Source organism: Vreelandella lionensis (genome assembly GCF_044543515.1).
GTDB classification, from domain to species: domain Bacteria; phylum Pseudomonadota; class Gammaproteobacteria; order Pseudomonadales; family Halomonadaceae; genus Vreelandella; species Vreelandella lionensis.
The window spans coordinates 36,537-60,904 of sequence record NZ_JBITWC010000022.1 but is presented as its reverse complement, the minus strand read 5'-3'; the positions used below and the strand labels follow the sequence as shown (position 1 = coordinate 60,904).

30 protein-coding genes and 1 other RNA gene are annotated in these 24,368 nt (G+C 54.6%); 20 read left to right on the top strand and 11 right to left on the bottom strand.

The window, feature by feature from the left end; genetic code table 11:
• Positions 1 to 54: 54 nt before the first annotated feature.
• Genes lptB through ACIGG6_RS13950 form a run of 5 tightly spaced genes read right to left on the bottom strand, consistent with a single transcriptional unit; the run spans position 55 to position 3,480 of the window.
• Entirely contained in the window at positions 55 to 813 is a 759-nt protein-coding gene (gene lptB, locus ACIGG6_RS13970) for an LPS export ABC transporter ATP-binding protein (RefSeq protein WP_253501780.1), read from the bottom strand.
• Between the two features lie 11 nt (positions 814 to 824).
• A complete protein-coding gene (lptA, locus tag ACIGG6_RS13965; protein ID WP_399845199.1) occupies positions 825 to 1,328 on the bottom strand; it encodes a lipopolysaccharide transport periplasmic protein LptA in 504 nt (167 codons plus the stop codon).
• Between the two features lie 8 nt (positions 1,329 to 1,336).
• The gene (gene lptC / locus ACIGG6_RS13960; RefSeq protein WP_399845198.1) at positions 1,337 to 1,909 is read right to left on the bottom strand and encodes an LPS export ABC transporter periplasmic protein LptC; all 573 of its coding nucleotides are present in this window, start codon (positions 1,907 to 1,909) and stop codon (positions 1,337 to 1,339) included.
• On the bottom strand, positions 1,909 to 2,451 hold the full coding sequence (locus ACIGG6_RS13955; RefSeq protein ID WP_253501772.1) for a KdsC family phosphatase: 543 nt from the start codon (positions 2,449 to 2,451) through the stop codon (positions 1,909 to 1,911). The genes lptC and ACIGG6_RS13955 overlap by 1 nt, the downstream gene beginning before the upstream one ends.
• Positions 2,452 to 2,493: 42 nt before the next feature.
• The gene (locus ACIGG6_RS13950; protein WP_253501770.1) at positions 2,494 to 3,480 is read right to left on the bottom strand and encodes a KpsF/GutQ family sugar-phosphate isomerase; all 987 of its coding nucleotides are present in this window, start codon (positions 3,478 to 3,480) and stop codon (positions 2,494 to 2,496) included.
• 269 nt (positions 3,481 to 3,749) lie between these two features.
• Here ACIGG6_RS13950 and ACIGG6_RS13945 point away from each other — a divergent pair, with 269 nt between their 5' ends.
• The 9 genes from ACIGG6_RS13945 (at position 3,750) to hisD (ending at position 10,543) form a co-directional block, all read left to right on the top strand.
• Positions 3,750 to 4,571, top strand: coding sequence for an ATP-binding cassette domain-containing protein (locus ACIGG6_RS13945; protein ID WP_399845195.1), 822 nt, complete (start codon positions 3,750 to 3,752; stop codon positions 4,569 to 4,571).
• The gene (gene mlaE / locus ACIGG6_RS13940) at positions 4,572 to 5,372 is read left to right on the top strand and encodes a lipid asymmetry maintenance ABC transporter permease subunit MlaE (RefSeq protein ID WP_044629953.1); all 801 of its coding nucleotides are present in this window, start codon (positions 4,572 to 4,574) and stop codon (positions 5,370 to 5,372) included. It abuts the gene before it with no gap.
• A gap of 15 nt (positions 5,373 to 5,387) precedes the next feature.
• Entirely contained in the window at positions 5,388 to 5,852 is a 465-nt protein-coding gene (gene mlaD / locus ACIGG6_RS13935; protein ID WP_253501768.1) for an outer membrane lipid asymmetry maintenance protein MlaD, read from the top strand.
• 69 nt (positions 5,853 to 5,921) lie between these two features.
• Entirely contained in the window at positions 5,922 to 6,542 is a 621-nt protein-coding gene (locus tag ACIGG6_RS13930) for a phospholipid-binding protein MlaC (RefSeq protein ID WP_399845223.1), read from the top strand.
• Complete coding sequence (locus ACIGG6_RS13925; RefSeq protein WP_044629956.1) at positions 6,539 to 6,868, top strand: STAS domain-containing protein; 330 nt, start codon at positions 6,539 to 6,541, stop codon at positions 6,866 to 6,868. Before ACIGG6_RS13930 ends, ACIGG6_RS13925 begins: the two co-directional genes overlap by 4 nt.
• Before the next feature lie 138 nt (positions 6,869 to 7,006).
• Entirely contained in the window at positions 7,007 to 7,258 is a 252-nt protein-coding gene (locus ACIGG6_RS13920) for a BolA family protein (RefSeq protein ID WP_044629957.1), read from the top strand.
• Positions 7,259 to 7,268: 10 nt separating this feature from the next.
• Positions 7,269 to 8,531, top strand: a complete 1,263-nt coding sequence (gene murA / locus ACIGG6_RS13915; RefSeq protein WP_253501764.1) for a UDP-N-acetylglucosamine 1-carboxyvinyltransferase — start codon at positions 7,269 to 7,271, stop codon at positions 8,529 to 8,531.
• 28 nt (positions 8,532 to 8,559) lie between these two features.
• Positions 8,560 to 9,213, top strand: coding sequence for an ATP phosphoribosyltransferase (gene hisG / locus ACIGG6_RS13910; protein ID WP_054641296.1), 654 nt, complete (start codon positions 8,560 to 8,562; stop codon positions 9,211 to 9,213).
• Between the two features lie 13 nt (positions 9,214 to 9,226).
• Positions 9,227 to 10,543, top strand: a complete 1,317-nt coding sequence (gene hisD / locus ACIGG6_RS13905; RefSeq protein ID WP_399845192.1) for a histidinol dehydrogenase — start codon at positions 9,227 to 9,229, stop codon at positions 10,541 to 10,543.
• A 31-nt stretch (positions 10,544 to 10,574) separates the two neighbouring features.
• Here hisD and ACIGG6_RS13900 read toward each other — a convergent pair whose 3' ends face one another.
• Positions 10,575 to 11,822 carry a Do family serine endopeptidase gene (locus tag ACIGG6_RS13900; protein WP_399845189.1) on the bottom strand — a complete coding sequence of 416 codons (1,248 nt, stop codon included), beginning with the start codon at positions 11,820 to 11,822 and terminating at the stop codon, positions 10,575 to 10,577.
• Positions 11,823 to 11,960: 138 nt separating this feature from the next.
• Here ACIGG6_RS13900 and ACIGG6_RS13895 point away from each other — a divergent pair, with 138 nt between their 5' ends.
• Positions 11,961 to 12,725 carry a Nif3-like dinuclear metal center hexameric protein gene (locus ACIGG6_RS13895; protein ID WP_392567143.1) on the top strand — a complete coding sequence of 255 codons (765 nt, stop codon included), beginning with the start codon at positions 11,961 to 11,963 and terminating at the stop codon, positions 12,723 to 12,725.
• Positions 12,726 to 12,803: 78 nt separating this feature from the next.
• Here the strand turns inward: ACIGG6_RS13895 and ACIGG6_RS13890 are convergent, their stop codons facing one another.
• Positions 12,804 to 13,247 carry a ZapG family protein gene (locus tag ACIGG6_RS13890; protein ID WP_054641297.1) on the bottom strand — a complete coding sequence of 148 codons (444 nt, stop codon included), beginning with the start codon at positions 13,245 to 13,247 and terminating at the stop codon, positions 12,804 to 12,806.
• Positions 13,248 to 13,461: 214 nt separating this feature from the next.
• Between ACIGG6_RS13890 and zapE the strand changes: the two genes are divergently transcribed.
• The 8 genes from zapE (at position 13,462) to ACIGG6_RS13850 (ending at position 19,821) form a co-directional block, all read left to right on the top strand.
• On the top strand, positions 13,462 to 14,643 hold the full coding sequence (gene zapE, locus ACIGG6_RS13885) for a cell division protein ZapE (RefSeq protein WP_399845187.1): 1,182 nt from the start codon (positions 13,462 to 13,464) through the stop codon (positions 14,641 to 14,643).
• A 176-nt stretch (positions 14,644 to 14,819) separates the two neighbouring features.
• Positions 14,820 to 15,248: a 50S ribosomal protein L13 gene (rplM, locus tag ACIGG6_RS13880; protein WP_044629965.1), complete on the top strand. Its 429-nt coding sequence runs from the start codon at positions 14,820 to 14,822 to the stop codon at positions 15,246 to 15,248.
• Between the two features lie 13 nt (positions 15,249 to 15,261).
• The gene (rpsI, locus tag ACIGG6_RS13875; protein WP_044629966.1) at positions 15,262 to 15,651 is read left to right on the top strand and encodes a 30S ribosomal protein S9; all 390 of its coding nucleotides are present in this window, start codon (positions 15,262 to 15,264) and stop codon (positions 15,649 to 15,651) included.
• Between the two features lie 208 nt (positions 15,652 to 15,859).
• Positions 15,860 to 16,459, top strand: a complete 600-nt coding sequence (gene petA, locus ACIGG6_RS13870) for a ubiquinol-cytochrome c reductase iron-sulfur subunit (RefSeq protein ID WP_253501755.1) — start codon at positions 15,860 to 15,862, stop codon at positions 16,457 to 16,459.
• Positions 16,459 to 17,718, top strand: coding sequence for a cytochrome b (locus ACIGG6_RS13865; RefSeq protein WP_253501752.1), 1,260 nt, complete (start codon positions 16,459 to 16,461; stop codon positions 17,716 to 17,718). Before petA ends, ACIGG6_RS13865 begins: the two co-directional genes overlap by 1 nt.
• On the top strand, positions 17,718 to 18,485 hold the full coding sequence (locus tag ACIGG6_RS13860) for a cytochrome c1 (RefSeq protein ID WP_253501749.1): 768 nt from the start codon (positions 17,718 to 17,720) through the stop codon (positions 18,483 to 18,485). Before ACIGG6_RS13865 ends, ACIGG6_RS13860 begins: the two co-directional genes overlap by 1 nt.
• Positions 18,486 to 18,635: 150 nt before the next feature.
• Entirely contained in the window at positions 18,636 to 19,262 is a 627-nt protein-coding gene (sspA, locus tag ACIGG6_RS13855; RefSeq protein WP_253501747.1) for a stringent starvation protein SspA, read from the top strand.
• A gap of 61 nt (positions 19,263 to 19,323) precedes the next feature.
• Entirely contained in the window at positions 19,324 to 19,821 is a 498-nt protein-coding gene (locus tag ACIGG6_RS13850; protein ID WP_399845185.1) for a ClpXP protease specificity-enhancing factor, read from the top strand.
• A gap of 82 nt (positions 19,822 to 19,903) precedes the next feature.
• Here ACIGG6_RS13850 and ACIGG6_RS13845 read toward each other — a convergent pair whose 3' ends face one another.
• The 4 genes from ACIGG6_RS13845 to ACIGG6_RS13830 are packed head-to-tail and all read right to left on the bottom strand — an operon-like array spanning position 19,904 to position 23,006.
• Positions 19,904 to 20,476: a BON domain-containing protein gene (locus ACIGG6_RS13845; RefSeq protein WP_044629176.1), complete on the bottom strand. Its 573-nt coding sequence runs from the start codon at positions 20,474 to 20,476 to the stop codon at positions 19,904 to 19,906.
• A 44-nt stretch (positions 20,477 to 20,520) separates the two neighbouring features.
• Complete coding sequence (locus ACIGG6_RS13840) at positions 20,521 to 21,114, bottom strand: phosphoheptose isomerase (protein WP_054641051.1); 594 nt, start codon at positions 21,112 to 21,114, stop codon at positions 20,521 to 20,523.
• A gap of 22 nt (positions 21,115 to 21,136) precedes the next feature.
• Positions 21,137 to 21,508 carry a YraN family protein gene (locus ACIGG6_RS13835; protein WP_253501743.1) on the bottom strand — a complete coding sequence of 124 codons (372 nt, stop codon included), beginning with the start codon at positions 21,506 to 21,508 and terminating at the stop codon, positions 21,137 to 21,139.
• Positions 21,498 to 23,006: a penicillin-binding protein activator gene (locus ACIGG6_RS13830; RefSeq protein ID WP_399845181.1), complete on the bottom strand. Its 1,509-nt coding sequence runs from the start codon at positions 23,004 to 23,006 to the stop codon at positions 21,498 to 21,500. The genes ACIGG6_RS13835 and ACIGG6_RS13830 overlap by 11 nt, the downstream gene beginning before the upstream one ends.
• 112 nt (positions 23,007 to 23,118) lie before the next feature.
• On the opposite strand from ACIGG6_RS13830, the gene rsmI reads away from it, so the two are divergent.
• Together rsmI and rnpB are read left to right on the top strand one after the other, a co-directional pair.
• Positions 23,119 to 23,976: a 16S rRNA (cytidine(1402)-2'-O)-methyltransferase gene (gene rsmI, locus ACIGG6_RS13825; protein WP_399845180.1), complete on the top strand. Its 858-nt coding sequence runs from the start codon at positions 23,119 to 23,121 to the stop codon at positions 23,974 to 23,976.
• 32 nt (positions 23,977 to 24,008) lie between these two features.
• An RNA gene (gene rnpB / locus ACIGG6_RS13820) (RNase P RNA component class A) lies at positions 24,009 to 24,368 on the top strand.

Genomic DNA, 24,368 nt, shown 5'->3' with positions numbered 1-24,368 from the left:
TGGTGCAAGTGCAATAAGCATGCCACTAAAAGAAATGCTTCTGCAGGTCACTGTTTAAAGGCGGAAATCGGCGCCTAAATAGACATCTCGAACCTTCTGGTTGTTGAGGATTTCCTGGGCGTTTCCACTGGCAATGATGTGACCGTCGCCAACAATGTAGGCAATATCACAAATATCCAGCGTTTCACGAACGTTATGGTCGGTGATCAATACACCAATGTGGCGTTTCTTTAACGCTCGAATGATAGTTTTAATTTCCCCAACGGAAATCGGGTCAACCCCGGCAAAAGGTTCATCCAGCAGGATAAAGGCCGGTTCGGTGGCCAAAGAGCGGGCGATTTCAACACGGCGGCGTTCGCCCCCAGAAAGACTCATGCCTAAGTTGTCGCGTATATGAGTGATGTGAAAATCTTCAAGTAGTAACTCAAGTTGTGCTTCCCGGGCGCTTCGATCAAGCTCTTTGCGTGTCTCTAAAATGGCCATAATGTTGTCGGCCACGGAGAGCTTGCGGAAGATGGAAGCTTCCTGGGGTAGGTAACCAATCCCTGCCATGGCGCGTTCATGCATAGGAGCATGAGTGAGGTCAAGGTCGTCAATGCCTACTTTGCCCGCATCCGATTTGACCAACCCCACAATCATATAAAACGAGGTGGTTTTACCTGCACCATTAGGGCCAAGTAGCCCAACCACGCTACCTTGAGTGATTTCCAGATTAATATCTTTAACCACACGGCGGCGCTTATAGCTCTTCGCTAAATGATGGGCGTAGAGCGTTTTTACTGGTGTGGGTTCTGGGGATGTTGATGCTGCCACGTGGCCACTTCCTATTGTTCGGGCTGAAGGGTCATACGAATACGCTGATTTTCACTGCCGCTAACGTCAGAGCGTGCTTGTACTACTTCTTGATCGATAAAGTACTCTAAACGTCCACCTTGGAAGTGATCTCCTTGCTGGGTCAGCTCAGCTTGGTCAATCAGCTCAACCCGGCGTTCGGAAACGTGATAAATAATCCGACGCGCCCAGCCTTCTATAGGGGTTTCTTGGTCTTCAATTTGGTTACGCAAGTAAGCACGCTCGCCCGTAGCGATGGCGCGAGACAACTCGCCAGCATCGTTACGCTGAATTTCGACACGCTCGCCGCGTAGCTGCATATTGCCTTGGCGAATGTCAACGTTACCGGTGTACACGGCTGTCCCTGCTCGTTGGTCAAGGTCTAACCGGTCGGCCTCCACATGAATAGGCGCTTGGTTTTGTGCCGCTACAGGCAGTGCAATCGTGACAAGCGGCACGGCTAGGGCAAAAAGTGCAGTGCGGATTAGAGCATTCATCGCGACTCCTAAGGGGAACGGGTGGCCGGCGGATGAACGCCGCGCACGTTGTTGGTTAAACGGACTTGGCTGTCATCCAGCCATACATCCATTCGAGAGGCTTCCATACGCTGAGGGGGCTGCTGCAACACTACGTGGGTGTCGCTCCAGGCATGCCGGGTGGTCCCGTCGTAGTTTAATAGTTCGGTATCAAGCTGCCACCCCTCTTCAGGCGCTAGTAGCCGCGCGGAGCCTGCCAATGTTAATGCTTGGGTTTCGGTATTGAGGGTGCCAGTGTTCGCCGTGGCGAGCCACTCACGTTGTTCGCTATCAAACAGCGTGGCACGGGGTGACAGCACGTCAGTCATTGCCGTTTGCGGAGTATGCACCAGCCGTGGGGTTACCAGAGACTGCTGAATAGTGCCTGTTTCGCCAAATAGGGTAATTTCGGCATTCTCTAATACGTGCCCAGGTTCCTGGGCACGAGCTTCAGAGTCAATCTCAGTCTCCTGGGGGCCGCGAGGGTCTAGCCAAACCAGCACGCCGCCTAGGGCGATGACCATTACCGTGATCCAGACCCGTTTTCTTACCCTAAAGCGCATTATGACTGTCCGTGCAGATACGTATCGAGTACGGCATCCCAGTGCCCTTGAGACGTTAGGAGCGTATCGCAAATTTCACGCACAGCCCCGTGTCCGCCAAGGCGTTCAGTGATCCAGTCGGCATGGGTGTGCATGTAGTCCGGAGCATTGGGGACCGTAATACCGACACCGGAGCGCTTGATCGGAGCAAGATCAGGTAGGTCATCTCCACAGTAGGCGACCTGTTCTAAGGTGATATCAAGCCGCTGACAAAGCGCTCTCAGGGTAGTGAGTTTGTCTTCACAGCCCTGGTGCACGTGAGTGATGCCTAAGGCAGCAGCGCGCTGGCTCACCATAGGTGAATCACGGCCGGTAATCAGCGCCACATGGATGCCGACACGCTTGAGTAACTTCAGGCCATGACCGTCCTGGGTGTGAAACGCTTTGATTTCGATACCGTCAGCCTGAAAATAGAGACGGCCGTCAGTAAGTACACCGTCTACATCAATCGCAAGCAGTTTTACGCGGCGAAGCCGGTCGAGTAGTGCATCAGGTAGGGCCATAAAGCCTCCATCATCCATTGCCAAAAAAGCAGTATAAAGTCGTTAAATAACGCCGCTGGCAAGCAGGTCATGCATATGCAGCGCGCCGATGGGGCGCTGCTGTTCATCAACAACAGCCAGTGCAGTGATACGGTTATCTTCCATAATGCGCACCGCTTCGGCAGCCAGTATGTCTGGACCAATGCGCTTGCCGGGGCGCGTCATTACGTCATCTACCTGAACATCGCGCAGGTCGTGGTATTGGTCTAGCGTGCGACGCAAGTCGCCGTCGGTATAGACCCCGGCAAGACGGCCTTCGCTATCCACCACGCAGGTAAAGCCCAGTCCTTGGCGGGTTATCTCAAGTAGTGCATCGCGCAGCGGGCTGCCCAGCGCTACTTGAGGGAGCCGTGAGCCATCGTGCATTAAGTCGCTAACACGCAGTAGTAAGCGCTTACCGAGGCTGCCGCCAGGGTGAGAGAGGGCAAAGTCTTCAGCGGTAAAGCCCCGTGCTTCCAATAGGGCAACAGCAAGGGCGTCGCCTAGGGCAAGGGCGGCGGTGGTGGAGCTGGTGGGTGCTAGGTCAAGCGGGCAGGCTTCTCGTTCTACACCGCTATCCAGGTGGGCGTCTGAGTGCTGTGCAAGAGTGGAGCCTGGGCGGCCAGTCATACTGACCAGCGGTGTGCCAAGACGCTTGAGTAGCGGAAGTAGGGCCGTTACTTCAGCGGTTTCACCGGAGTTAGAGAGTGCCAAAACCACATCGGCGCGGGTAATCATGCCCAAGTCGCCATGGCTGGCTTCACCTGGGTGAACAAAAAAGGCTGGAGTGCCTGTGCTGGCTAGGGTGGCTGCGATTTTGCCGGCGATATGACCTGACTTTCCCATGCCGGTGACTACCACGCGTCCCTGACAGGCAAGCATAAGCTGACAGGCGTGGTCAAAGCCTTCATCTAGCTTGGCTTGCAAGCCCCCAATAGCCGCTTGCTCGATTTGCAAGGTGCGCAGCGCACTTTCACGCAGTTGGCTGGGTGTGGAGAGTGGCTGACGCATGGCGTGTCTCGTTTCATGATGTGAATAGGTGACTAGTAAGAATAACATCTTGAAGCAGTGTTTAGCTAAAGCATGCAGCAAGTACCCGCGGTATTAGTGAGTTCTATTGACGAATGGTTTGTACGGCAATGATTTGCGCGACTGTTACTAAGAGTAGCGTTAGGATACGATGTTCGATAATATTTCGAAAACACTGTTTTCTAAACTGCCCCGCGCCCAGTCGGTTTATACTGACGCGTTCTGGCAACACGATGAAGGTCAATCAGCTTATGACGGATGTTCCCTTCATACAGATTGAAGATGTTTACTTTTCCCGTGGAGATAACGATATCTTCCGTGGCGTTAATATGACCATTCCGCGTGGCAAAGTCACCGCCATTATGGGGCCAAGCGGCACGGGTAAAACAACGCTATTGAAGCTTATTGGTGGCCAATTAACGCCAGACCGCGGGCGGATTTTAATTGATGGGCAGGATGTTCACCGCCTGTCACGCAAGGCGTTGTTTACGCTACGTAAGCGAATGGGAATGTTGTTTCAGAGCGGTGCGCTGTTTTCGGACTTAGATGTTTTCGAGAATGTGGCCTTCCCGCTGCGGGTGCATACTGACTTGCCCGATACCATGATTCGCGACTTAGTGTTGCTAAAGTTGCAGGCAGTAGGGTTGCGGGGGGCAAGGCATTTAACTCCCGCTGAGCTATCAGGGGGTATGGCGCGGCGGGTGGCATTAGCGCGGGCAGTCGCACTTGACCCTGAGTTAATCCTTTATGATGAGCCATTTGTAGGCCAGGACCCTATCTCTATGGGCGTGCTGGTGCAATTGATCAAGCGGCTCAATCAGGCGCTGTCGCTGACCTCGGTAGTGGTCTCCCATGATATCAAGGAAACGTTGAGTATTGCCGACTACCTCTACCTGATTGCGGATGGGCAGGTGGTGGCGCACGGCACTCCGAGCTCGCTAGAGGTGAATCAAGACCCTCGTGTGAGCCAATTTATGCACGGCGAGCCAGATGGTCCCGTGCCGTTTCACTATCCCGCAGAGACGCTCTACCGGGATATTCTCGGTCACGATTTAGCACTTAAGGCAGGGTAGATGCAGTCTAAATTTTCTCACTACACGGCGCGGGTTACCCGCCTGGGTCGGAAAGGGTGTGATGTGGTCGAGGCCCTGGGGCGCGCCACGGTGTTTCTCGCCCAATCGGCAGTGGGCGTGCCTTCTCGAGAAGGGTGGTCGCTTTGGTTGCGTCAAATGCACTTTGTTGGTGTGCTGTCGTTGGCCATTGTGCTGGTGTCAGGGCTGTTTATTGGCATGGTGCTGGCGCTTCAGGGATATACCATTTTGGTGGATTTCGGCGCCGAGCAGGCGCTGGGCCAAATGGTGGCGCTTTCGCTACTACGTGAGCTGGCTCCTGTAGTGGCAGCACTGCTGTTTGCCGGGCGGGCAGGGTCTGCATTAACGGCTGAAATTGGCCTGATGAAGGCCACCGAGCAGCTCACCAGTATGGAAATGATTGGGGTAGACCCGCTGCGACGCGTGGTAGCTCCAAGGCTGTGGGCAGGCTTTGTGGCGCTGCCTATTCTTACTGTGGGCTTTAGCGTGGTAGGCATCTGGGGCGGCTACTTGGTGGGCGTAGAGTGGCTGGGCGTGTTTGAGGGCTCTTATTGGAGCAATATGCAGGCCAGCGTGTCGTTCATCGATGATATCGGCAATGGCATGATCAAGAGCGTGGTGTTCGCGCTGGTGGTGACCTGGATTGCTGTGTTTCAGGGTTATGACCTAGTACCAACCTCTGAGGGGATTTCTCGAGCTACCACCCGTACGGTGGTCTACTCCTCGTTAGCGGTGCTAGGGCTGGATTTCGTTTTAACCGCCGTTATGTTCGGCGGCCTTTAAGGGTGGAGTAATGTCATGAAGCGCAGCAAAACCATGGAGTTTGGCGTTGGCCTGTTTATGTTGGCTGGCATCATAGGGCTGGTATTTCTCGGCCTGCGAGTCAGCGGCTTAACGCTCTCAGCGCCCTCTGATACGTTCCGTCTTGAGGCAAACTTTGCCAACATCGGCGGTTTGAAACCGCGTGCACGCGTCACCATGGCGGGTGTCACGGTGGGCCGGGTAGAGGCAATAGAGTTGGATACTGAGTGGTATGATGCCCGCGTGACGCTAAGCCTTAATAGCGAGCTTGAAGGCCAGCTTTCTCAGGACACCACCGCTGCGATATTGACAGCAGGCCTGTTGGGTGAACAGTACATTGGCTTGAGCGTAGGCGGCGCGCCCGACGTGCTAGAGGAGGGCGATGTTATTCGCGATACGCAGTCTGCTTTGGTGCTTGAAGAACTTATTCAGCAATTCGTATCCAATATGGTCAGCAACTAAATGCGTTCAGTTATCTTCAGTAAAGAGGTCAGTATGATGCATAACGTTTTACCTGCTTTCGTTCAGCGGATGGCTTTCGCGGTAATGCTGCTGATAACCCCGCTGATAGCCCAGGCGCAAACGCAGTCTCCAGAGGCGATGATTCGTGAAAATATCGAATCATTCATGAGTCAGGTCAATGGTAGAAAGGATTACTACGCTAACAACCTGGATGAGCTGAAAGCGCTAGTAAACGATAGCCTTAATGAAGTGGCTGATTTTCGCTATATCGGTGCCAGCGTGATGGGCAGCTATTTCCGTAATGCGACGCCCGAACAGCGTAGCCAGTTTGCCAATGTATTTCGCCAAACCTTGATCGATACCTACACCCGTGGGTTGGTGACCTTTGATTACGATGAGTTGCGTGTACTGAACGAGCAGCGCGGCCAGCGTTATGAAGATCAAGCCAGCGTCGATATGGAAGTCGTGGCGAGCAATGGTCAAGTCTACCCGGTGAGCTATAGCCTGCGTCTTTCTGACGGCCAATGGCGTGTCGTGAACGTGATTGTCAACGGCATTAACCTGGGCTTGACCTTCCGTAATCAGTTCGACCAAGCCATGCGTGACAATAACCGCGATTATGATGCGGTCATCCGTGGTTGGGCACCAGAAATAGGTGTGGACGAGCTAGAGCAGGGAGGCGACGCGTGACATCGCTGCTGTCTCGTTCAGAGGTATCCCTAACGATTCAGGGTGATGCGCTCATGGTTGCTGGCGACCTGACAATGAATGTAGCGACTGAGGTGGCCGCTGCAGGTGTGAAATGGCTACGCAGTGCCAAGTGTTTAGAGGTCTGCTTTGACTTTGAGCAAGTCAGTAAGGCCAGCAGCGTTGCTATTAGTGTCTTATTTGAATGGCTGCGTGCTTGCCAAGCTCTGCAGATCACGGTTCGTTCGATTGTCTTGTCGGCCCCGCTCAAGCGGCTGGCCTCTTTGGCGGAGTTGGATGCGCTTACTTCTTCATCCGTTTCAGCTTGAACTGAGCGATCTTTAGAGCAGCCCACGGGCTGCTCTATTTATTGGTGGCTTGCACGGCATCGCCAAGCGTGTCGCTTTTCTTTATCATGTTCGCCTATTGCTTACTATTTCAACGACCCCAAAGGAGTTTCCTGTCTCATGCAACCCAACGAGGTAAAAGCACTGCTTGAATCCCGCATCGATGGGTGTGAGTTTCACATCCAGGGTGAAGGCTGCAATTTTCAGGTGATTGCAGTTGGTGAAGCCTTTGAAGGTCTTTCTCCAGTGAAGCGTCAACAGCTTGTATACGCAGCGCTTAGCGAGGAAATCGCTTCGGGCGCACTGCACGCTATCAGCATTAAAACGTTTACTCCGACGCAGTGGCAAACTGCGGCGGAAAACGCTCAGTAACGGCCGCTCCATGGATAAACTCATTATTACGGGCAATGGCTCGGTGGATGGCGAAGTATGGGCAAGCGGTGCGAAAAATGCCGCGCTGCCTATTCTATGCGCGAGCCTGTTGGCAGATGGCCCGGTGGTTATCGGTAACCTGCCGCATTTGCAGGATATTACCACCACGCTTGAGCTATTGGGACGAATGGGCGTTGAGCCTGTGATGGGTGAAAAACTGAGCATTCAACTGGATGGCTCTCAGGTCACTCAATGCCATGCGCCTTACGAGCTGGTGAAAAAGATGCGCGCCTCTATTCTGGTGCTGGGGCCGCTGCTGGCGCACTTTGGTAAGGCGGATGTCTCACTGCCTGGTGGTTGTGCCATTGGCTCACGCCCGGTGGATTTGCACCTGCGTGGTCTGGAAGCCATGGGGGCGGAGATCCACGTTGAAGCGGGCTATATTCGTGCCCGTGTCGACGGCCGTTTAAAAGGCGCAACGATCTTTTTCGATACCGTGACTGTCACTGGTACGGAAAATCTGCTGATGGCAGCGACCTTGGCAGAGGGGCGCACCATTCTTGAAAACGCCGCCCGTGAGCCGGAGGTCGTGGATCTGGCCGAATGCCTGATCAAGATGGGCGCGCAGATTCGTGGTCACGGCACGGACACCATCGTTATCGATGGCGTTGCCTCGCTGCACGGCTGCGAGCACGATGTCATGCCCGACCGTATCGAGACGGGCACCTTCCTGGTCGCGGCGGCAATGACCGGCGGGCGGGTGAAAGTGAAGCGTACCCGGGCCGATATTCTTGAAGCGGTACTCGCTAAGCTGGAGGAGGCGGGTGCGGAGATCGACAGCGGTGACGATTGGATTTCGCTGGATATGCATGGCAAGCGCCCGAAGGCGGTCAATATCCGTACGGCGCCTTATCCCGCATTCCCCACCGATATGCAGGCGCAGTTCGTCGCTATGAATGCCGTCGCAGAAGGGCATTCACGGGTGGTGGAGACGATCTTCGAAAACCGCTTTATGCACGTTCAAGAGCTGAACCGGATGGGCGCGAATATCGTACTGGAGGGTAACGCCGCGTTAATTAAGGGCGTTGATAAGCTTTCTGGAGCCCCGGTGATGGCAACGGACCTTCGTGCTTCGGCATCTCTGGTCATTGCGGCTATGATGGCTGAAGGAGAGACCCTGGTCGATCGCATCTACCATATTGATCGTGGCTACGAGTGTATCGAAGAAAAATTACAGCTGCTGGGGGCGAAAATTCGCCGTATCCCCGGCTAAGCCACGCGGACAACACTGGCCTTAGACCATGAGTAAGCAACTGATTTTAGCCCTTTCAAAAGGGCGTATTTTGGATGAAACGCTGCCCCTGTTGGCAGATGCGGGCATTACGCCCGCTGAAGACTTAAGTAAAAGCCGCAAGCTGCTGTTCGATACCAACTTGCCGGACGTCAAGCTGGTAATTATCCGCGCCACCGATGTGCCCACCTACGTGCAGCTAGGTGCGGCGGATGTGGGTATCGCCGGTAAAGACGTGCTGCTTGAGCATGGCGCGGAAGGCCTTTATGAGCCGCTAGACCTAGAGATTGCTCGCTGCAAGCTGATGACTGCGGGTGTTACCGGGCAGCCCCCTGCCAAAGCACGCCGCCGCGTGGCGACCAAGTTCGTCAACGTGGCGCGTCGCTACTACGCCGAGCAGGGGATCCAGGCAGAGGTCATCAAGCTCTACGGGGCGATGGAGCTGGCTCCGCTCATGAACTTGGCCGATGAGATCGTCGATATCGTCGACACTGGCAATACGCTTCGCGCTAACGGCATGGAACCCCGCGAGCTCATTGCCCATATCAGCACGCGTTTGGTGGTCAACAAAGCGGCGATGACCATGAAGCACGACCGTATTAAGCCGCTGCTAGCGCGCCTGGAAAGTGCTGTAAAAAAGCGTCAGACGCAGCCTATCGAATGACACGAGGTTCATCATGAGCGATACAACCACAGCCACCATTGCCCGCCTCTCGACCAGTGAAACGGCTTTCCATCAGCGCCTCGATGCGCTGCTGGATTGGGAGGGCGTGTCTGATAAAGCGGTCCAGGCTCGTGTTGAGGAAATCTTGGCAGACGTTAAGCAACGCGGTGATCAGGCGGTCATTGAGGCAACCAACCGCTTTGACCGTCTATCGGTCGAATCGATGGCGCAATTGCGCCTAACGCCAGAGCAGTTAAAGAAGGCGTATGACGGTTTGCCTGCTGAGCAGCGTGATGCCCTGGCAATGGCTGCCGAGCGTATTAAGCGCTACCACGAGCGGCAAAAACCGACCTCTTGGCAATATGAAGAAGCCGATGGCACGGTGTTAGGGCAGAAAGTTACGCCGCTTGATCGGGCAGGCATCTATGTTCCAGGCGGTAAGGCGGCTTATCCGTCGTCCGTGCTGATGAATGCCATTCCTGCCCACGTGGCAGGTGTGCGTGAAATCGTCATGGTAGTACCTACCCCTGATGGTGTGTTGAATGATCTGGTATTGGCGGCGGCGCACCTAGCGGGCGTGGACTACGTGTTCACTATTGGTGGCGCCCAGGCCGTTGCCGCGCTTGCCTACGGTACGCAAAGCGTTCCTCGGGTCGATAAAATTGTGGGACCCGGCAACATCTACGTGGCCACTGCTAAGCGGGCCGTGTTCGGCCAGGTCGGCATCGATATGATTGCCGGGCCTTCCGAAATCATGGTGGTGTCGGATGGGCAAACCGATCCGGATTGGATTGCCATGGACCTCTTCTCCCAAGCAGAGCATGACGAAGACGCGCAAGCGATTTTGGTGAGCTGGGACGCCGCGCACCTCGATGCGGTGGCGGCTTCTATTGAGCGGCTACTGCCAACGCTAGAGCGCGAAAAGATTGCCCGCGCATCCCTGAACCGTCGCGGCGCGCTGATTCTGTGTACAGATCAGGCCGAAGCGGTTGAGATGATTAACCGTATCGCTCCTGAGCATCTTGAATTGTCGGTTGCTGAGCCTGAGGCATGGCTAGACGATATCCGCCATGCGGGCGCTATCTTTATGGGGCGCCACACGTCGGAAGCGCTGGGAGATTACTGCGCGGGGCCGAACCATGTGCTGCCGACATCCGGCACGGCGCGATTCTCATCACCGCTCGGGGTGTACGACTTCCAGAAACGCTCTTCCATTATCCACTGTTCCCCTGAAGGGGCGTCTGAGCTGGGTAAAGTCGCTTCGGTGTTGGCCCGTGGGGAGTACCTCACTGCCCATGCTCGCTCTGCCGAGTACCGGATTCGCGATTAACGGGCAGTGTGTTTAGTGCAGCAGGGCGGCTTTAAGAGCCGCTCTGCCTGTCGGCTGATGTTGCGTTGGTCGGCACAGGGCGCTCGCCTACCTCCAGCGTCATCTCCATTCGCTCACCGCCGCGGACAATCGTCAGAGGCAGTGACGTGCCGGGAGGAATAGATGCAATGTCACTCATAGTAGCGCGTGCATCTAAAATGACTTGGCCATCAATAGAGAGCAGTACATCCCCCGGTTGTAAGCCTGCCTGTGCGGCAGGTCCGCCGCTTACCACGCCTGCCACGATCACGCCTTGTGGGGTGCGTAGCCCAAACGAGGCTGCGAGCTCTCGCGAAAGCGCCTGAGCCTCAATGCCCAGCCAGCCGCGAATTACGCGACCGCGAGTCACCAGCTCATTGAGTATGCTGTGGGCAAGGTTGGCGGGAATTGCGAAGCCGATACCTTGAGAGCCGCCTGAACGTGAGAAAATTGCCGTATTAATTCCCACTAGAGCGCCATCAGGATTAACTAGTGCGCCGCCTGAGTTGCCGGGGTTAATGGCCGCATCGGTCTGAATAAAATCCTCATATGCATTAAGCCCTAAATGGCTGCGCCCTGTGGCGCTAATAATGCCCATGGTGACGGTTTGGCCAACGCCGAAGGGGTTGCCAATTGCCAGTGTCACATCGCCGACGGCGACCTGTTCTGAGTCGGCAAGCTCAATCACCGGTAGATTTTCAAGATCAATGCGCAGCACTGCTAAGTCGCTTTCTGGGTCTGTGCCAATCACTTCGGCCAGCGTTTCACGCCCATCGCGTAGGGCAACCTGGATTTGATCCGCGCCATTAATCACATGATGGTTAGTCAGTACATAGCCATCTTTGCTGACAATGACGCCAGATCCCAAGCTGGAGAGCATCCGTTGATGGGTTGTGGCATCGTCACCGCTGAAGAACTGCCGGAAAAAGGGGTCTGACATCAGTGGATGCTGGTCGCGCTCTACAATCCGGGATGAATAGATGTTCACCACCGCAGGCGCCGCTTGGTTAACTGCATCGGAGTAGCTAGCCGGGCCCTGGTTGCGGGCAAGAGGTTCTGCTTGGCGAATGTCGGGCGCAGGTCGGTTAGTGCTCTGCTCGTTGCTGGTAGTGGGTACCAGTGCCGGGGGTGTTTCCACCGCTGCGGGCGGAGTCTGTCGAAACGGGTTTGGCAACTGCTCTGGGAACGCGAGCAGTAGCACGGCAGCTAGCAAGAGCCCCGTGGTAATGGGCCATAAATAGGGCAGCACAGAACGGTGCATGCGAGGATTCCTCAGCGGGTGGCAGTCTAAATAGTCGCGAGGTTCGCGATAATGCGGAGCGAGTTTTACAATGGCGTTATGGTAACACTGAATGCCGCTGTGCCTCACGGTGGCTGTTTAAACTGTTAAGGAGTGAGTGTGAATCATCGCGATCAACTTGTCGCCGCTTGTGACCATCAGCTGCGAGCCGAGCAATTTAAGGACTTTACGGTTAATGGGTTGCAAGTTGAAGGGCGTGATACCGTCAAGCGAGTGATGTCAGGAGTGACGGCGTGCCAGGCGCTGTTGGATGAGGCGGTAGCATGGCAGGCTGACATGGTGTTGGTGCATCACGGTTATTTTTGGAAAAACGAGCCAGTGCCTATTACAGGGATGAAACAGCGCCGCATTAAAACGTTGCTCGCCAATGATATAAGCCTTCTTGCCTATCATTTGCCATTAGATGCCCATGCGGAGATGGGCAACAATGCTCAGTTAGCTAAGCGGCTCGGTTGGAAAGTAGAAGGCTGTTTGGATGGGGAGCTGGGGGAAGGGCTGCTCTGGTCGGGGCGTTTGGTTGCGCCCCAAAGTATAGGTGAGCTTGCTGAGCAAATAAGCACCACGCTTCAGCGGTCTCCTCTTGTTGTGGAAGCGCCGTTTGCTGAGCAGCCTATAGAGCGAATCGCATGGTGTACGGGCGGAGCACAGGATATGATCACCGCTGCCTACGAAGCAGGGGCGCAGGTGTTTGTGTCTGGAGAAATATCTGAGCGTACCACGCATTTGGCGCGTGAAATGGGGATTCACTATATTGCGGCGGGCCACCACGCCACTGAGCGTTATGGTGTCCAAGCACTTGGTGAGTGGCTAGGCAGTGAGTTCGGTGTGGAGCATCGTTTTGTGGATATTGATAATCCTGCCTAACTCAAGGGCGCAGGGCACCTGTCGCTCATTGATCGGGTGCCCTGCTGGCGATACGCGGCAGTAATGGCGGCGTTTGCCTTAGTAGCGGGGAGGTTGTGCTGCTGTACCTTCAGTAGGTTGGTGGCTCTCTTTTAAGCCAAAATCTTCTGACAGCGTACCGTTTTTGCCCGCTGCGTAGTCTCTAGGCATTGCCACGTTGCTGTCGTTTTCAGTGTCGCTTGTGGTGGTGCTGGATGACGGCTTAACGCTGGATAGTTTCCACTGAGTTGCTTCGTTTTCTACCTGTTGCTCAAGCTGATCAGCTTCGTGGCGAATGTTTTCTAAGCGCTGCTGAATGCTCGTTAAGTGGCTGCTCATGCCTTTCTTTAGTTCAGCGATTTGGTGTTCACGTTCAAGCAGTGTCTGCTTGAGTGAAGCGGCATCCCGCGCACCTTTGCTGAAAAGTCGATAGCACACTAAGCCGATGATAAAACCGACGATTAATCCAATGATTGCAAAAGTGAATGGCGAGCTTGCTTCCACAGTCTTCTCCCTAAGTAATGCGCGCCACTGAACACAGGGCGTGGCTTTAAAAACAGCCCCATTATAGGCGCGTCTAAGTCGGTTGGGTCAATCCACTCATGCGCTTAGCGTTTAAGCGGCGTATAATTAGCCCCATTTTATTGAGCAAGCTTTATCTGGCGGGCGGTGGCGCGTCGAGGATACGGCTTGGACAATGCGTTGCGGGAGCACATTAATGGCATCAGTATCTGCACGTCAGGCGTCTGATCAAACGCGCCGGCCAACGCCGCTTGAGCGTTATCAAGAAGACCTCAAGCGTAGCGATTTCCAATATGACTCTGCCCAAGAACAAGCAGTGAAGCATCTGCAGCGCCTCTATGATGAGTTGGTGTCATCGCCGACCACGGTGCCCAAAGCGATAGTCGCCAGTAAAGGCATCAAGGCCAAAATGGCAGGCTTGCTGGGTAAGAAAAATGAACCGGCCAAACCCCCAGTACCGCAGGTGAAAGGGCTCTATTTTTGGGGTGGCGTGGGGCGTGGAAAAACTTACTTAGTCGATACCTTTTATGAAGCACTGCCGTTTCCCGAGAAGATGCGCACGCATTTCCACCGCTTTATGCAGCGGGTGCACAACGAACTGACACACTATAAGGGCGAGAAAAATCCGCTTACGCTCATCGCCGGTAAATTTGCGGCAGAGGCGAGGGTAATCTGCTTTGATGAGTTTTTTGTTAAAGACATTACCGACGCGATGATTCTGGCCAATTTGCTGGAAGCACTGTTTGAACGTGGTGTTGTGCTGGTGGCGACGTCGAATATTGTACCCAATGACCTCTATAAAGACGGCTTGCAGCGTGCACGATTTGTGCCTGCTATTGAGTTGGTGAACCGTCACTGTGAGGTGGTCAACGTTGATTCAGGGGTCGACTACCGCTTGCGTGCTCTTGAGCGTGCAGAAATTTTCCATGCGCCTTTAGATGACGCTGCCGAGCAGGAATTGGCACGCAGCTTCAGAGAAATTGCCGGACAGCCGGGTGAGGAGGGCGCACCGCTGGAGGTGAATCACCGAGTGCTGAAAACTCGCCGCTTGCATGATGATGTGGTGTGGTTTGAGTTTGCCGAGCTGTGCGATGGCCCTCGTAGCCAAAATGACTATATCGAGCTTGCTCGGGAGTTTCACACAGTGTTGGTAGCCAACGTCCCGCGAATGGATGGTAAAACGGATGATCAGGCGCGGCGCTTTATCAACATGGTGGATGAGTTTTATGACCGTGGCGTAAAGCTGTTGATGTCCGCTGAGGTGCCGGTGGAGTCGCTGTACAGCGACGGTAAGCTCACATTTGAGTTTCAGCGTACTCTGTCGCGGCTCCAGGAGATGCAGTCTCGCGAGTACTTGGCGCTGGCTCATAAACCCTAGCGCCTGCGCATGTATCAAAAAAATAGCTACGGCACTTAACTTGGGCGCATGCTTACTGTAGAATGCCGCCTCGCTACATGTTGCTGGCTAAAGTCAGCAACCAAAAAAAATAGGGATGGTGCTTCACCGCTTGGCGGTGTGAGTCACCCAACACACTTAATCTGGTGATTTCATCCATGAAGACGTTCAGTGCTAAGCCGCAGTCCGTCCAGCGCGACTGGTACATTGTCGACGCTACGGACAAAACGCTCGGTCGTCTGGCAACCGAGATTGCTCGCCGCCTGCGTGGCAAGCATAAGCCCGAATTTACCCCTCACGTTGATACCGGCGACTACATCGTCGTGATCAATGCAGAGAAAGTCCAAGTAACCGGTAACAAGGCGAAGGCTAAAACCTACTACCGCCACACAGGTTACCCGGGCGGTCTGCGCTCCATGACATTCGACAAAATGCTCGACCACGCTCCCGAGCGTATCATCGAGTCTGCCGTTAAAGGCATGCTGCCGAAAGGTCCGTTGGGTCGCGCCATGTACTCCAAGTTAAAAGTGTACGCCGGTGCCGAGCATCCGCATGCTGCCCAGCAGCCGCTTGAACTGAACATCTGAGGAAATCTTCGCCATGACACAGCAGTATTACGGTACCGGGCGCCGCAAGACTTCCACCGCTCGTGTGTTCCTGAAGCCGGGTTCCGGCAAAATTACCGTCAACAACCGTGAGCTTGACCAGTACTTCGGTCGTGTTACCGGTCGCATGGTTGTTCGTCAGCCGTTAGAGCTGACTGAAACCCTAAACCAGTTCGACGTCTACGTTACCGTTGAAGGCGGCGGCGGCTCTTCACAGGCTGGCGCTATTCGTCACGGCATCACGCGTGCCCTGATGAACTACAACGAAGACCTGCGTCCTACGCTGCGTGCCGCTGGTTACGTTACCCGCGATGCTCGTCAGGTTGAGCGTAAGAAAGTTGGTCTGCGTAAAGCACGTCGTCGTCCGCAGTTCTCCAAGCGTTAATTTTACGCTATGCGGCAAAAACGCCCAGGTCAAAGACCTGGGCGTTTTTTATTGGAATATCAAAAAATTATAACGCTCGTACCACCATGGTCCGGGGCGGTTGTTCTTGTGCAGAGCGCTTTGTTTTTTTAACATAGACTGTATTTGATATTCGTCGTCGCAAGACGCCTTTGCGACGGAACGGGTAAGCTGATGGGAGAAACCAGAAATGGCAGATAACGGCGTAAACAAAGGTCGGCGCCGTTTCCTCGTAGGCGCCACCTCCGTTGTGGGGGCGGTGGGCGCTGTCGGGGTTGCGGTCCCCTTTGTGGCATCTTGGCAGCCTAGTGCCAAGGCAAGGGCGGCAGGCGCGCCGGTTCAAGCAGATATTTCCAAGCTTGAGCCGGGGCAGCGTATGACCGTCGAATGGCGTGGTCGCCCGATTTGGATTATCAACCGTACGCCTGAGATGATCGAGCGTACCGAGGCGCTAGGGGCAGATAGCCTAGCGGATCCGGAATCAGAAGTGCCACAGCAGCCTACTTATATCCAGGGTGGCCTGCGCTCCATTAAACCTGAAATTGGCGTATTGATCGGTATCTGTACGCATTTGGGTTGTTCTCCTCTGTTCCGGCCTGAGCCGGATGCGGAAGGGGTGGGCGTCGATAATTGGCCGGGTGGTTTCTTCTGCCCATGCCACGGCTCTCGCTTTGACTTAGCCGGTCGCGTCTTTAGTAACGTTCCTGCGCCGACTAACCTTGAAGTGCCGCCCTATCGCTTTGAAAGCGATGACATCATCGTGATCGGCGAAGACGAGGAGAGTGCCTAATGGCTAATCCAAATAAGGCAAAGGCCGAAAGCGGTATCATGCGTTGGGTGGATGATCGTTTCCCTGCCACTCAAATGATGCAAGACCACTTGACCAAGTACTACGCGCCGAAGAACTTCAACTTCTTCTACATTTTTGGTGTGCTGGCGCTGCTGGTGCTGGTAAACCAAATCTTAACCGGTGTGTGGTTGACCATGAGCTTTAACCCTTCAGCTGAAGGCGCGTTTGCCTCAGTTGAATACATCATGCGTGATGTAGAGTGGGGGTGGTTGATTCGCTACATGCATACCACGGGGGCGTCCGCCTTCTTCGTAGTGATCTATATGCATATGTTCCGCGGTTTGATGTATGGCTCTTATAAAGCCCCGCGTGAGCTGGTATGGATCTTTGGTATGGCGATCTATCTTGCGCTAATGGCAGAAGCCTTCATGGGCTACCTGCTGCCTTGGGGACAGATGTCCTACTGGGGTGCCCAGGTTATTATCTCGCTGTTCTCAGCGATCCCTGGCATTGGTCCGGACCTCGCTCAGTGGGTGCGTGGTGACTTCCTGATCTCCGGTATTACGCTGAACCGTTTCTTTGCGTTGCACGTCGTCGCGCTGCCCATCGTCATTTTGGCGTTGGTGGTACTGCACATTATTGCGCTGCACGAAGTGGGCTCTAATAACCCCGACGGCATCGATATCAAGCAGAAGAAAGATGAGACCGGTAAGCCGCTTGATGGCATTGCTTTCCACCCTTACTACACCGTGAAAGATTTGGTGGGTATTGCGGTCTTCCTGTTTGTTTTCTGCGTGGTGGTGTTCTACTTCCCGGAAGGGGGTGGTTACTTCATCGAGAAGCCGAACTTTGAACCGGCTAACCCGCTGAAAACGCCTGACCATATTGCGCCTGTTTGGTATTTCACGCCGTTCTACGCCATTCTGCGGGCGATTACCTTCTCGCTGTTCGGGCTTGATGCTAAGTTCCTGGGTGTTGTCTGCATGGGCGCGGCGATTGCTGTGCTGTTCGTGCTACCGTGGCTTGACCGCAGCCCTGTGCGCTCTATGCGTTACAAAGGCTGGATGTCAAAAGTTATGCTGCTGCTGTTCTGCATCAGCTTTGTAATTCTTGGTATTCTAGGTGTGCTGCCGTCCACAACAGGCCGCACAATTCTAGCGCAGGTGTGTACAGCCATTTACTTCGCCTTCTTCCTGCTGATGCCGCTCTACACCAAGCTGGAGAAGACCAAACCCGTTCCGGAAAGGGTGACTGGCTAATGAAAAAGCAACTATTAGCACTGCTCTTCGCAATAGTGCCGGTAACCGCGATGGCGGCTGGTGGCGCAAGTGTGCCTCACAGCATGGATCCTGACCTACAGGATCAGGCGTCTCTGCAAAATGGCATGAAGCTCTATGTCAATTATTGCATGGGCTGTCACTCTCTTGAGCACCAGCGCTTTGCGCGCGCGGCTGATGATCTGGGTATTCCCCAGGATCTGGTAGAAGAGAACTTAATCTTCTCCTCAGATTTAGCGTTCAACGACCAAATGCACATTGCGATGGATCGTGGCGATGCAGAGTCTTGGTTTGGTGCTCCGCCGCCCGACCTGACGCTGGAAGCGCGCCTACGTGGCACTGACTGGATCTACTCCTATCTGTTGGGCTTTTACAAAGACCCGAGTCGTCCCACTGGTGTGAATAACACCGTTTTCGATTTGGTGGCTATGCCTAACGTGCTGGAGCCCCTCCAGGGTGTTCAGGAGTTGGTGTGTGCAGAGACCGATCAGCCGGTGGCTGGCCACGAGCCGGATCCGCTTTCCGGTAAGTACCAGTCTTGTGATGTGCTGCAAGTCACTCAGCCTGGCGCTATGGAACCTGCGGAGTTTGAGGAAGCGGTGTATGACCTGACCAACTTCCTGGCCTACGTGGGTGAGCCTTCCAAGCTGCAGGCGCAAGCCCTGGCACCTAAAGTACTTATCTTTATCTTTATTTTTGGTGTGATTGCTTACCTGCTCAAGCGTGAGTACTGGCGAGACGTCCACTAATCAGTAAAGTAGGATAGGCGGTTCGGGCGCACGGCGAAAGCCGTGCGCCTTTTGTTTGTTTGCGGCGTCATTATGTATCGTTGGCTACCTTCCCATAAGAGGGTGCTGGCATGTTATTATCGAGAATTGTTTTGATGCGAGGATGCTTTCATGGGTGTTGTGGCCAAGCGGTCGTCAATGATCTTTTACTCGGGTAGTGATGATCATTTCAGTCATCGAGTGCGCATTGTTCTGGCTGAAAAAGGAGTAGCGGTCGACATCGTCGATGTCGCTGAGGAGCAGCCGCCTGAAGAGTTAGCAGACCTCAATCCGTACAACAGCGTTCCGACGCTGCTGGATCGTGACTTGGTGCTTTATGAATCCAAGGTAATGATGGAATATCTGGATGAGCGTTTTCCTCATCCGCCCTTGCTGCCGGTCTACCCTGTAGCGCGTGCTCAAAGCCGTCTGTGGATGCATCGCATTGAGCGCGAATGGTGCCCGATGTTAGAGCAGATTCGTACCGGTGGTAAGAAAGAGGCCGATAAGGCGCGTAAAGAGCTGCGTGAAAGCCTAATTGGCATTTCGCCCATCTTTGAAGATATGCCTTATTTCATGAGTGAAGAGTTTACGCTGGTAGATTGCTGTTTGGCACCGATCCTGTGGCGTTTACCTGAGCTGAATATTGAGTTGCCCGAGAAGCAAGTGAAGCCGCTGTTAGGTTACATGTCGCGGGTATTTGAGCGCGAAGCGTTTAAAGCATCTTTGAATGAGCGTGAAAAAGAGATGCGCGCTTGAATTCATTCGGCCTCTTAGCTCTGTGGGCAAGAGGCCATATTTGTTAGGAGGAGGGAGTCTTATGAAATCGAGCCGTCCCTATCTCGCCCGAGCCCTCTATGAGTGGCTGTTAGACAATGAATTAACGCCCTACCTCGTGGTTGACGCCACGCAGCCTGGGGTGGAAGTACCACGGCAATTTGTTCAGAATGGGCAAATTGTGCTCAATGTAGCGCCGACGGCGGTGCGTGACCTGTTTATGGAAAATCAGGCTATTGGTTTTAATGCTCGATTTGGTGGCCAGCCTATGCAGGTGATGATCCCAACGCCTGCGCTTATCGCCATCTACGCCCGTGAGAATGGTGCGGGTATGGTGTTCGGTCACGAGCCTGAGCTTGATGCTGCTGGGTTTGAAGAGCAGGATGATGAAGCTGGAGAAGCAGACACTGACACAGAATCGGCAAAGCCTGAGCTGACACTCACTGAGCCAACCTCTGAGCAAGCGTCCAGCCAGTCGTCTGATAAGGCGTCTGGCGATGACAAGCCCAAGAAAAAACCGACGCTGCGCGTTGTGAAGTAATCAGTCAGATAGCAGTCTCGGTAGCCAAATACAAAACAGCCTCGCCAACTATTTGGCGAGGCTGTTTTCTAGCATCTAGGCGTTAGTCAAGGTAGTCAAAAACCTTAACAATGCGTTGCACGCCACCTACGGAGGAGGCTGCATTCACAATGCGGTCTGCCTCTTCCCGAGTCACCATGCCCATTAAATAGACACTGGCGTTTTCCGTGGTGACCTTTAGTTTGGAAGAGTCAATGCGGTCATTCGTTGCCAGGTAGCTTATGACATTGGTGGTCAGCCACGTATCTGTTAGCCGCTGGGTGGCGGGCAGGTTGGCGGCGACGGTAAGCTCATTATGAACTTTGTCCACGCCGCGTAAGTTCGATGCAACGTTACCCGCCATGTTTTTCAGCTCTTCGCTTGGTACCTGTCCAACTAGCAGCAGCGTTCCGTTATAGCTGTGGGCGCGAATGCGTGCATCGCCTAGGCGGGCATCGGCACGAGCTAGCGCGCGCTCTACTTCGCGTTCAATCGTGGCGTCGACAGCTTCTACGTCATTGCTACGCTGGCCGTAGTTAGAGGGGTTTGAGGCGCTATTGTTGGCGCAACCGCTTAGTGCGATCACGCCGCAGAGCGTGGCAGCCAATAGTGTTTTGGATGAAAAGTGCAGGGCCATGAGGATGACTCCTTGATCAGTAATTATTCGCAAGGCGTGCGCTATTACTCAGCGCCACCAAACAGCTGTTCGTCAATTAAATCACAAAGGCAGTGAATAACGAGCAAATGAACTTCTTGGATGCGTGCGGTAGAGGTGGCGGGAACACGGATCTCGCAGTCGTCTTGCCCCAGTAAAGAGGCCATATTACCGCCGTCACGCCCGGTTAGTGCTACTACGGTCATGTCGCGGTCGTGAGCCGCTTGGATCGCTTGTACAACGTTAGCGGAGTTGCCGCTAGTTGAAATAGCCAGCAGTACGTCGCCTGGCTGGCCCAGTGCGCGAATTTGCTTGGAGAACACCTCGTTATAGCTATAGTCATTAGCAATAGATGTCAGGGTCGAGGTGTCGGTAGTTAGTGCTAAAGCAGGCAGGCTAGGGCGCTCACGCTCAAAACGGTTCAGTAACTCAGAAGAAAAATGCTGACTGTCACCGGCGCTGCCGCCGTTACCACACGCAAGAATTTTCCCTTCATTAACCAGACACTGCACCATCATTTGGCTGGCGACTTCAATAAAAGGAGGCAGTACTTCGCTGGCATAGGTTTTAGTATCAATGCTGGCATTGAAATGGCTGAGTATACGGGATTGAAAGTCCATCAGGGCTTCCTAGTTAAGAGTATTAATAAGCGTCAAAAGCCGCTTTCTCCCACTGAAACTCGAGAGTGGGTGGCGTGCCTGTAATGGCTAGAATATCAAAGCGACAGGGACAGGAAAGGTTGTGTTTGGCAATATAAAGCGTCGCCGCGCGAATTAACCGACGACGTTTTTGCGCGTTTACCATTTCTAGCGGGTGTCCATGGCGCGTTGTGGCGCGATGTTTGACCTCGACAAAGACCAAAATATCCTGGTCATACATCACAAGATCAAGCTCTCCGCCTTTTACATGGTGATTGTTGGTGACCAGGCGAAGGCCGTGCTGCTGCAGCCATTGAGCGGCTAACCGCTCAATGGCTGCACCTCGATAACGGGCAGTTTGGGGATTATTGCTCATTACCCAGTAGGCCAGGAATTAAAATGGGTGACGGTGTGCCATTTTGAAACTTGGCCCAGGGCAGTTCGCGGTGGATGCGGCCATCATTTGATAGCGATAACGTCCCAGTGCTGCCGTTTAAACCGTTTAGGCTGGACAGGTCCGACATCCGTTTAGCAAGTTCATAAGCATCAACACCCATGGCCATCAAGCGGAACATCGAGGCATCTGCCTCATCGCGCAACTGCTGGTAGGTAGGGTAAAAAGGTAGTACCTCTTCTCCGCCTACTGCTGCATCTGGAATTTGCCAGGGAATGTCCATGAACATCACATCGTTCAGATCCTGATCCAAGCGCGTTTGCAGCCGGCCTTCATGTAAGTGCGAGGTGGCGTAGATGGGCAGGTCAGGAGCGTAGTAATAATCCAGCGTGGGCGGCACCTGGCGTGCGTAATCGGGAAGCGCTAGTAGGAAAAGGGCGTCAATGTTGCCAAGGCGGGCGCGCTCGCCGCTAACATTCAGCGCGGTTTGCACAGCGTTGGAAACTGGGCTGCTCGGATTATAGCGCACTGCATTAGTGACTTCACCGCCTAAGCGCTGATATTCATTCCAGAAAGCTTCACCTACCCGGCGGCCCCAATCATTATCCGGCACCATCACCGACATTTGGCGCTGGCCATCCTGATAAGCACGGCGCGCTGCCTGACGGGCTTCATCTTCTGCAGATAAACCGTACTGCAGTAGGCGTTGTGCTTGATTGTTGGCACCGCTGCCATAGTTCAGCGCTAGTGTAGGCAGCGGTACGCTGTCACGTTGCTCAAGCTGAGACACCTGATCCTTATCGAGCGGGCCAATCATTAGCTGGGCATTCATTTGCTGAGCGCGGCTATACAGTTCGTCGAGCGAGTACTGGGCAGCATCGATAAAACTTAACTGAACGCCATCAGCACTAATCTCGTTATGGCGGCGTATGGCGGTGGCAAGTGTGTTGGCAACGCTGCTTAGCGGGCCAGATTCCGGTAGTGCAATCACAATACGACGAATTTCGGTGCCCTCAAGTTCAGGTAAGGTGACTTGAACTTGCCCCGGCTGCTGATCAAGCGTTTGCTGTGCCCACTGTTGGCGTTCAGCAAGGGTTTGCTGCTGATTTGCCTGCATAGGCAGCTCATCGTCCAAGACTTGCGTTGCGCGCAACACGGCGCGTGGGTCGTTTAACCCGCGAGCAAGCTCTGAAAATAGCATGGCCCAGCGCACGCGATCGGTGTCGTTAAGCAGCGTTTCATCAATGCTGCTGGCGGTATCAAAGGCGTTTTCACGCTGGCCCTGGCGGGCCAAAATATTGGCGGCTTCCAGACGTGTGCGAGCAGCCTGCTCTGGGGCTTGCTGTTCCGCTTGACTGAGCAAGCGGCCGGCATCCTGGTCGGGTACTCGGTCAACCACGCTCGGCGGTTGCATGGCGCACCCGGTGATGAGAAGTGCCGTGAAGGCAGTGGCCAACAGGCCACGAAGTGACTGTTTCATGTATCCTTCCTTAGTTTCCATTTGCGCTGTCGCGGTCAATCAGCAGGTTAGCGTGGTTTTCCATAAGCATAGCGCACCGTCAGGGCAAGCCATTAACAAATCGGGAGTCACGATGACACACCAACATCCGGGCACATTGTACGTGGTTGCCACGCCAATTGGGAATTTGGACGACTTAACGCCGCGTGCTGCTCGGGTATTAGCCGATGTATCGCGTATTGCGGCGGAAGATACGCGACATAGCGCGCGGCTGCTTGCCCACTTAGGGGTGAATACGCCGATGATATCGCTACACGAGCACAACGAAGCCCAGCGGGTGGATACGCTGGATGGCTACTTAGCGGCTGGCGAGAGTATCGCGCTGATCAGTGACGCCGGTACGCCACTGATTTGTGACCCTGGGTTTGTACTAGTGCGTGAGCTGCGCGCTAGAGGGCGGCACATTGTTCCGCTGCCTGGGCCGTGCGCGCTGGTCACCGCGCTTTCTGGAGCGGGGCTGCCCACCGACCGCTTTACGTTTGGGGGCTTTCTGCCCGCTAAACCCAGCGCGCGCCGCCAAGCGTTGGAGAAGTGGCAGAGCCGTGAAGAAACGTTGGTGTTTTACGAGTCGCCCCACCGCATTGTGCATACGCTTGAGGCGCTATGTGAGCAAATGCCCGAGCGCACGGTGGTGCTGGCACGAGAGTTGACCAAAACCTTTGAAACATTTCTTCAGGGATCACCGGAAGCGCTTCGTGATCAGCTCGCTGAAGATCCTAACCAGAGCCGGGGTGAGTTTGTGGTAATTATTTCTGGTGCTCCTCCGGCGGTGCAGGGGGATGAACAGTCGATAGAGGCCAATGAGCTGTTAGCCGCTCTGCTGGCAGAGGGCGTGGGCGTCAAGCAGGGGGCCTCGATTGCTGCCAAAATGCTAGGCGGGCGTAAGAAGGAGTGGTACGCCCGATTGCAGGCAATGAAAGGTCAGCATTGAGGCGAACGCAGGGCGCTGGTATGCTTGCCGCCGGAGTTGGCCAGACAGTCGCCGCTAGTGTGCTCGCAAGGGCCGCTAGGGGAGGAAAGTCCGGGCTCCATAGGGCAGAGTGCCAGGTAACGCCTGGGCGGCGTAAGCCGACGGAAAGTGCAGCAGAGAGTAGACCGCCTAAGCCTTTCGGGGCCGGTAAGGGTGAAAGGGTGCGGTAAGAGCGCACCGCGCGCCTGGCAACAGTGCGTGGCATGGTAAACCCCACTCGGAGCAAGACCAAATAGGGATCCAACGGCGTGGCCCGCGCTGGGTCCGGGTAGGTTGCTTGAGCGCTGCGGTGACGCAGCGCCTAGAGGAATGACTGTCCACGACAGAACCCGGCTTATCGGCCGACTCCCCAT

Excerpts from the sequence above, each read along its gene's own strand:
- ACIGG6_RS13950 (WP_253501770.1), bottom strand. The coding sequence starts at position 3,480 with ATGCGTCAGCCACTCTCCACACCCAGCCAACTGCGTGAAAGTGCGCTG.
- ACIGG6_RS13850 (WP_399845185.1), top strand. The coding sequence starts at position 19,324 with ATGAAATCGAGCCGTCCCTATCTCGCCCGAGCCCTCTATGAGTGGCTG.
- ACIGG6_RS13930 (WP_399845223.1), top strand. The coding sequence starts at position 5,922 with ATGGCTTTCGCGGTAATGCTGCTGATAACCCCGCTGATAGCCCAGGCG.
- hisG (WP_054641296.1), top strand. The coding sequence starts at position 8,560 with ATGAGTAAGCAACTGATTTTAGCCCTTTCAAAAGGGCGTATTTTGGAT.
- lptA (WP_399845199.1), bottom strand. The coding sequence starts at position 1,328 with ATGAATGCTCTAATCCGCACTGCACTTTTTGCCCTAGCCGTGCCGCTT.
- petA (WP_253501755.1), top strand. The coding sequence starts at position 15,860 with ATGGCAGATAACGGCGTAAACAAAGGTCGGCGCCGTTTCCTCGTAGGC.
- ACIGG6_RS13865 (WP_253501752.1), top strand. The coding sequence starts at position 16,459 with ATGGCTAATCCAAATAAGGCAAAGGCCGAAAGCGGTATCATGCGTTGG.
- ACIGG6_RS13835 (WP_253501743.1), bottom strand. The coding sequence starts at position 21,508 with ATGAGCAATAATCCCCAAACTGCCCGTTATCGAGGTGCAGCCATTGAG.
- mlaD (WP_253501768.1), top strand. The coding sequence starts at position 5,388 with ATGAAGCGCAGCAAAACCATGGAGTTTGGCGTTGGCCTGTTTATGTTG.
- zapE (WP_399845187.1), top strand. The coding sequence starts at position 13,462 with ATGGCATCAGTATCTGCACGTCAGGCGTCTGATCAAACGCGCCGGCCA.
- hisD (WP_399845192.1), top strand. The coding sequence starts at position 9,227 with ATGAGCGATACAACCACAGCCACCATTGCCCGCCTCTCGACCAGTGAA.
- ACIGG6_RS13830 (WP_399845181.1), bottom strand. The coding sequence starts at position 23,006 with ATGAAACAGTCACTTCGTGGCCTGTTGGCCACTGCCTTCACGGCACTT.
- ACIGG6_RS13845 (WP_044629176.1), bottom strand. The coding sequence starts at position 20,476 with ATGGCCCTGCACTTTTCATCCAAAACACTATTGGCTGCCACGCTCTGC.
- sspA (WP_253501747.1), top strand. The coding sequence starts at position 18,636 with ATGGGTGTTGTGGCCAAGCGGTCGTCAATGATCTTTTACTCGGGTAGT.
- rsmI (WP_399845180.1), top strand. The coding sequence starts at position 23,119 with ATGACACACCAACATCCGGGCACATTGTACGTGGTTGCCACGCCAATT.
- rpsI (WP_044629966.1), top strand. The coding sequence starts at position 15,262 with ATGACACAGCAGTATTACGGTACCGGGCGCCGCAAGACTTCCACCGCT.
- ACIGG6_RS13840 (WP_054641051.1), bottom strand. The coding sequence starts at position 21,114 with ATGGACTTTCAATCCCGTATACTCAGCCATTTCAATGCCAGCATTGAT.
- ACIGG6_RS13920 (WP_044629957.1), top strand. The coding sequence starts at position 7,007 with ATGCAACCCAACGAGGTAAAAGCACTGCTTGAATCCCGCATCGATGGG.
- murA (WP_253501764.1), top strand. The coding sequence starts at position 7,269 with ATGGATAAACTCATTATTACGGGCAATGGCTCGGTGGATGGCGAAGTA.
- lptC (WP_399845198.1), bottom strand. The coding sequence starts at position 1,909 with ATGCGCTTTAGGGTAAGAAAACGGGTCTGGATCACGGTAATGGTCATC.
- rplM (WP_044629965.1), top strand. The coding sequence starts at position 14,820 with ATGAAGACGTTCAGTGCTAAGCCGCAGTCCGTCCAGCGCGACTGGTAC.
- mlaE (WP_044629953.1), top strand. The coding sequence starts at position 4,572 with ATGCAGTCTAAATTTTCTCACTACACGGCGCGGGTTACCCGCCTGGGT.
- ACIGG6_RS13860 (WP_253501749.1), top strand. The coding sequence starts at position 17,718 with ATGAAAAAGCAACTATTAGCACTGCTCTTCGCAATAGTGCCGGTAACC.
- ACIGG6_RS13955 (WP_253501772.1), bottom strand. The coding sequence starts at position 2,451 with ATGGCCCTACCTGATGCACTACTCGACCGGCTTCGCCGCGTAAAACTG.
- ACIGG6_RS13900 (WP_399845189.1), bottom strand. The coding sequence starts at position 11,822 with ATGCACCGTTCTGTGCTGCCCTATTTATGGCCCATTACCACGGGGCTC.
- ACIGG6_RS13945 (WP_399845195.1), top strand. The coding sequence starts at position 3,750 with ATGACGGATGTTCCCTTCATACAGATTGAAGATGTTTACTTTTCCCGT.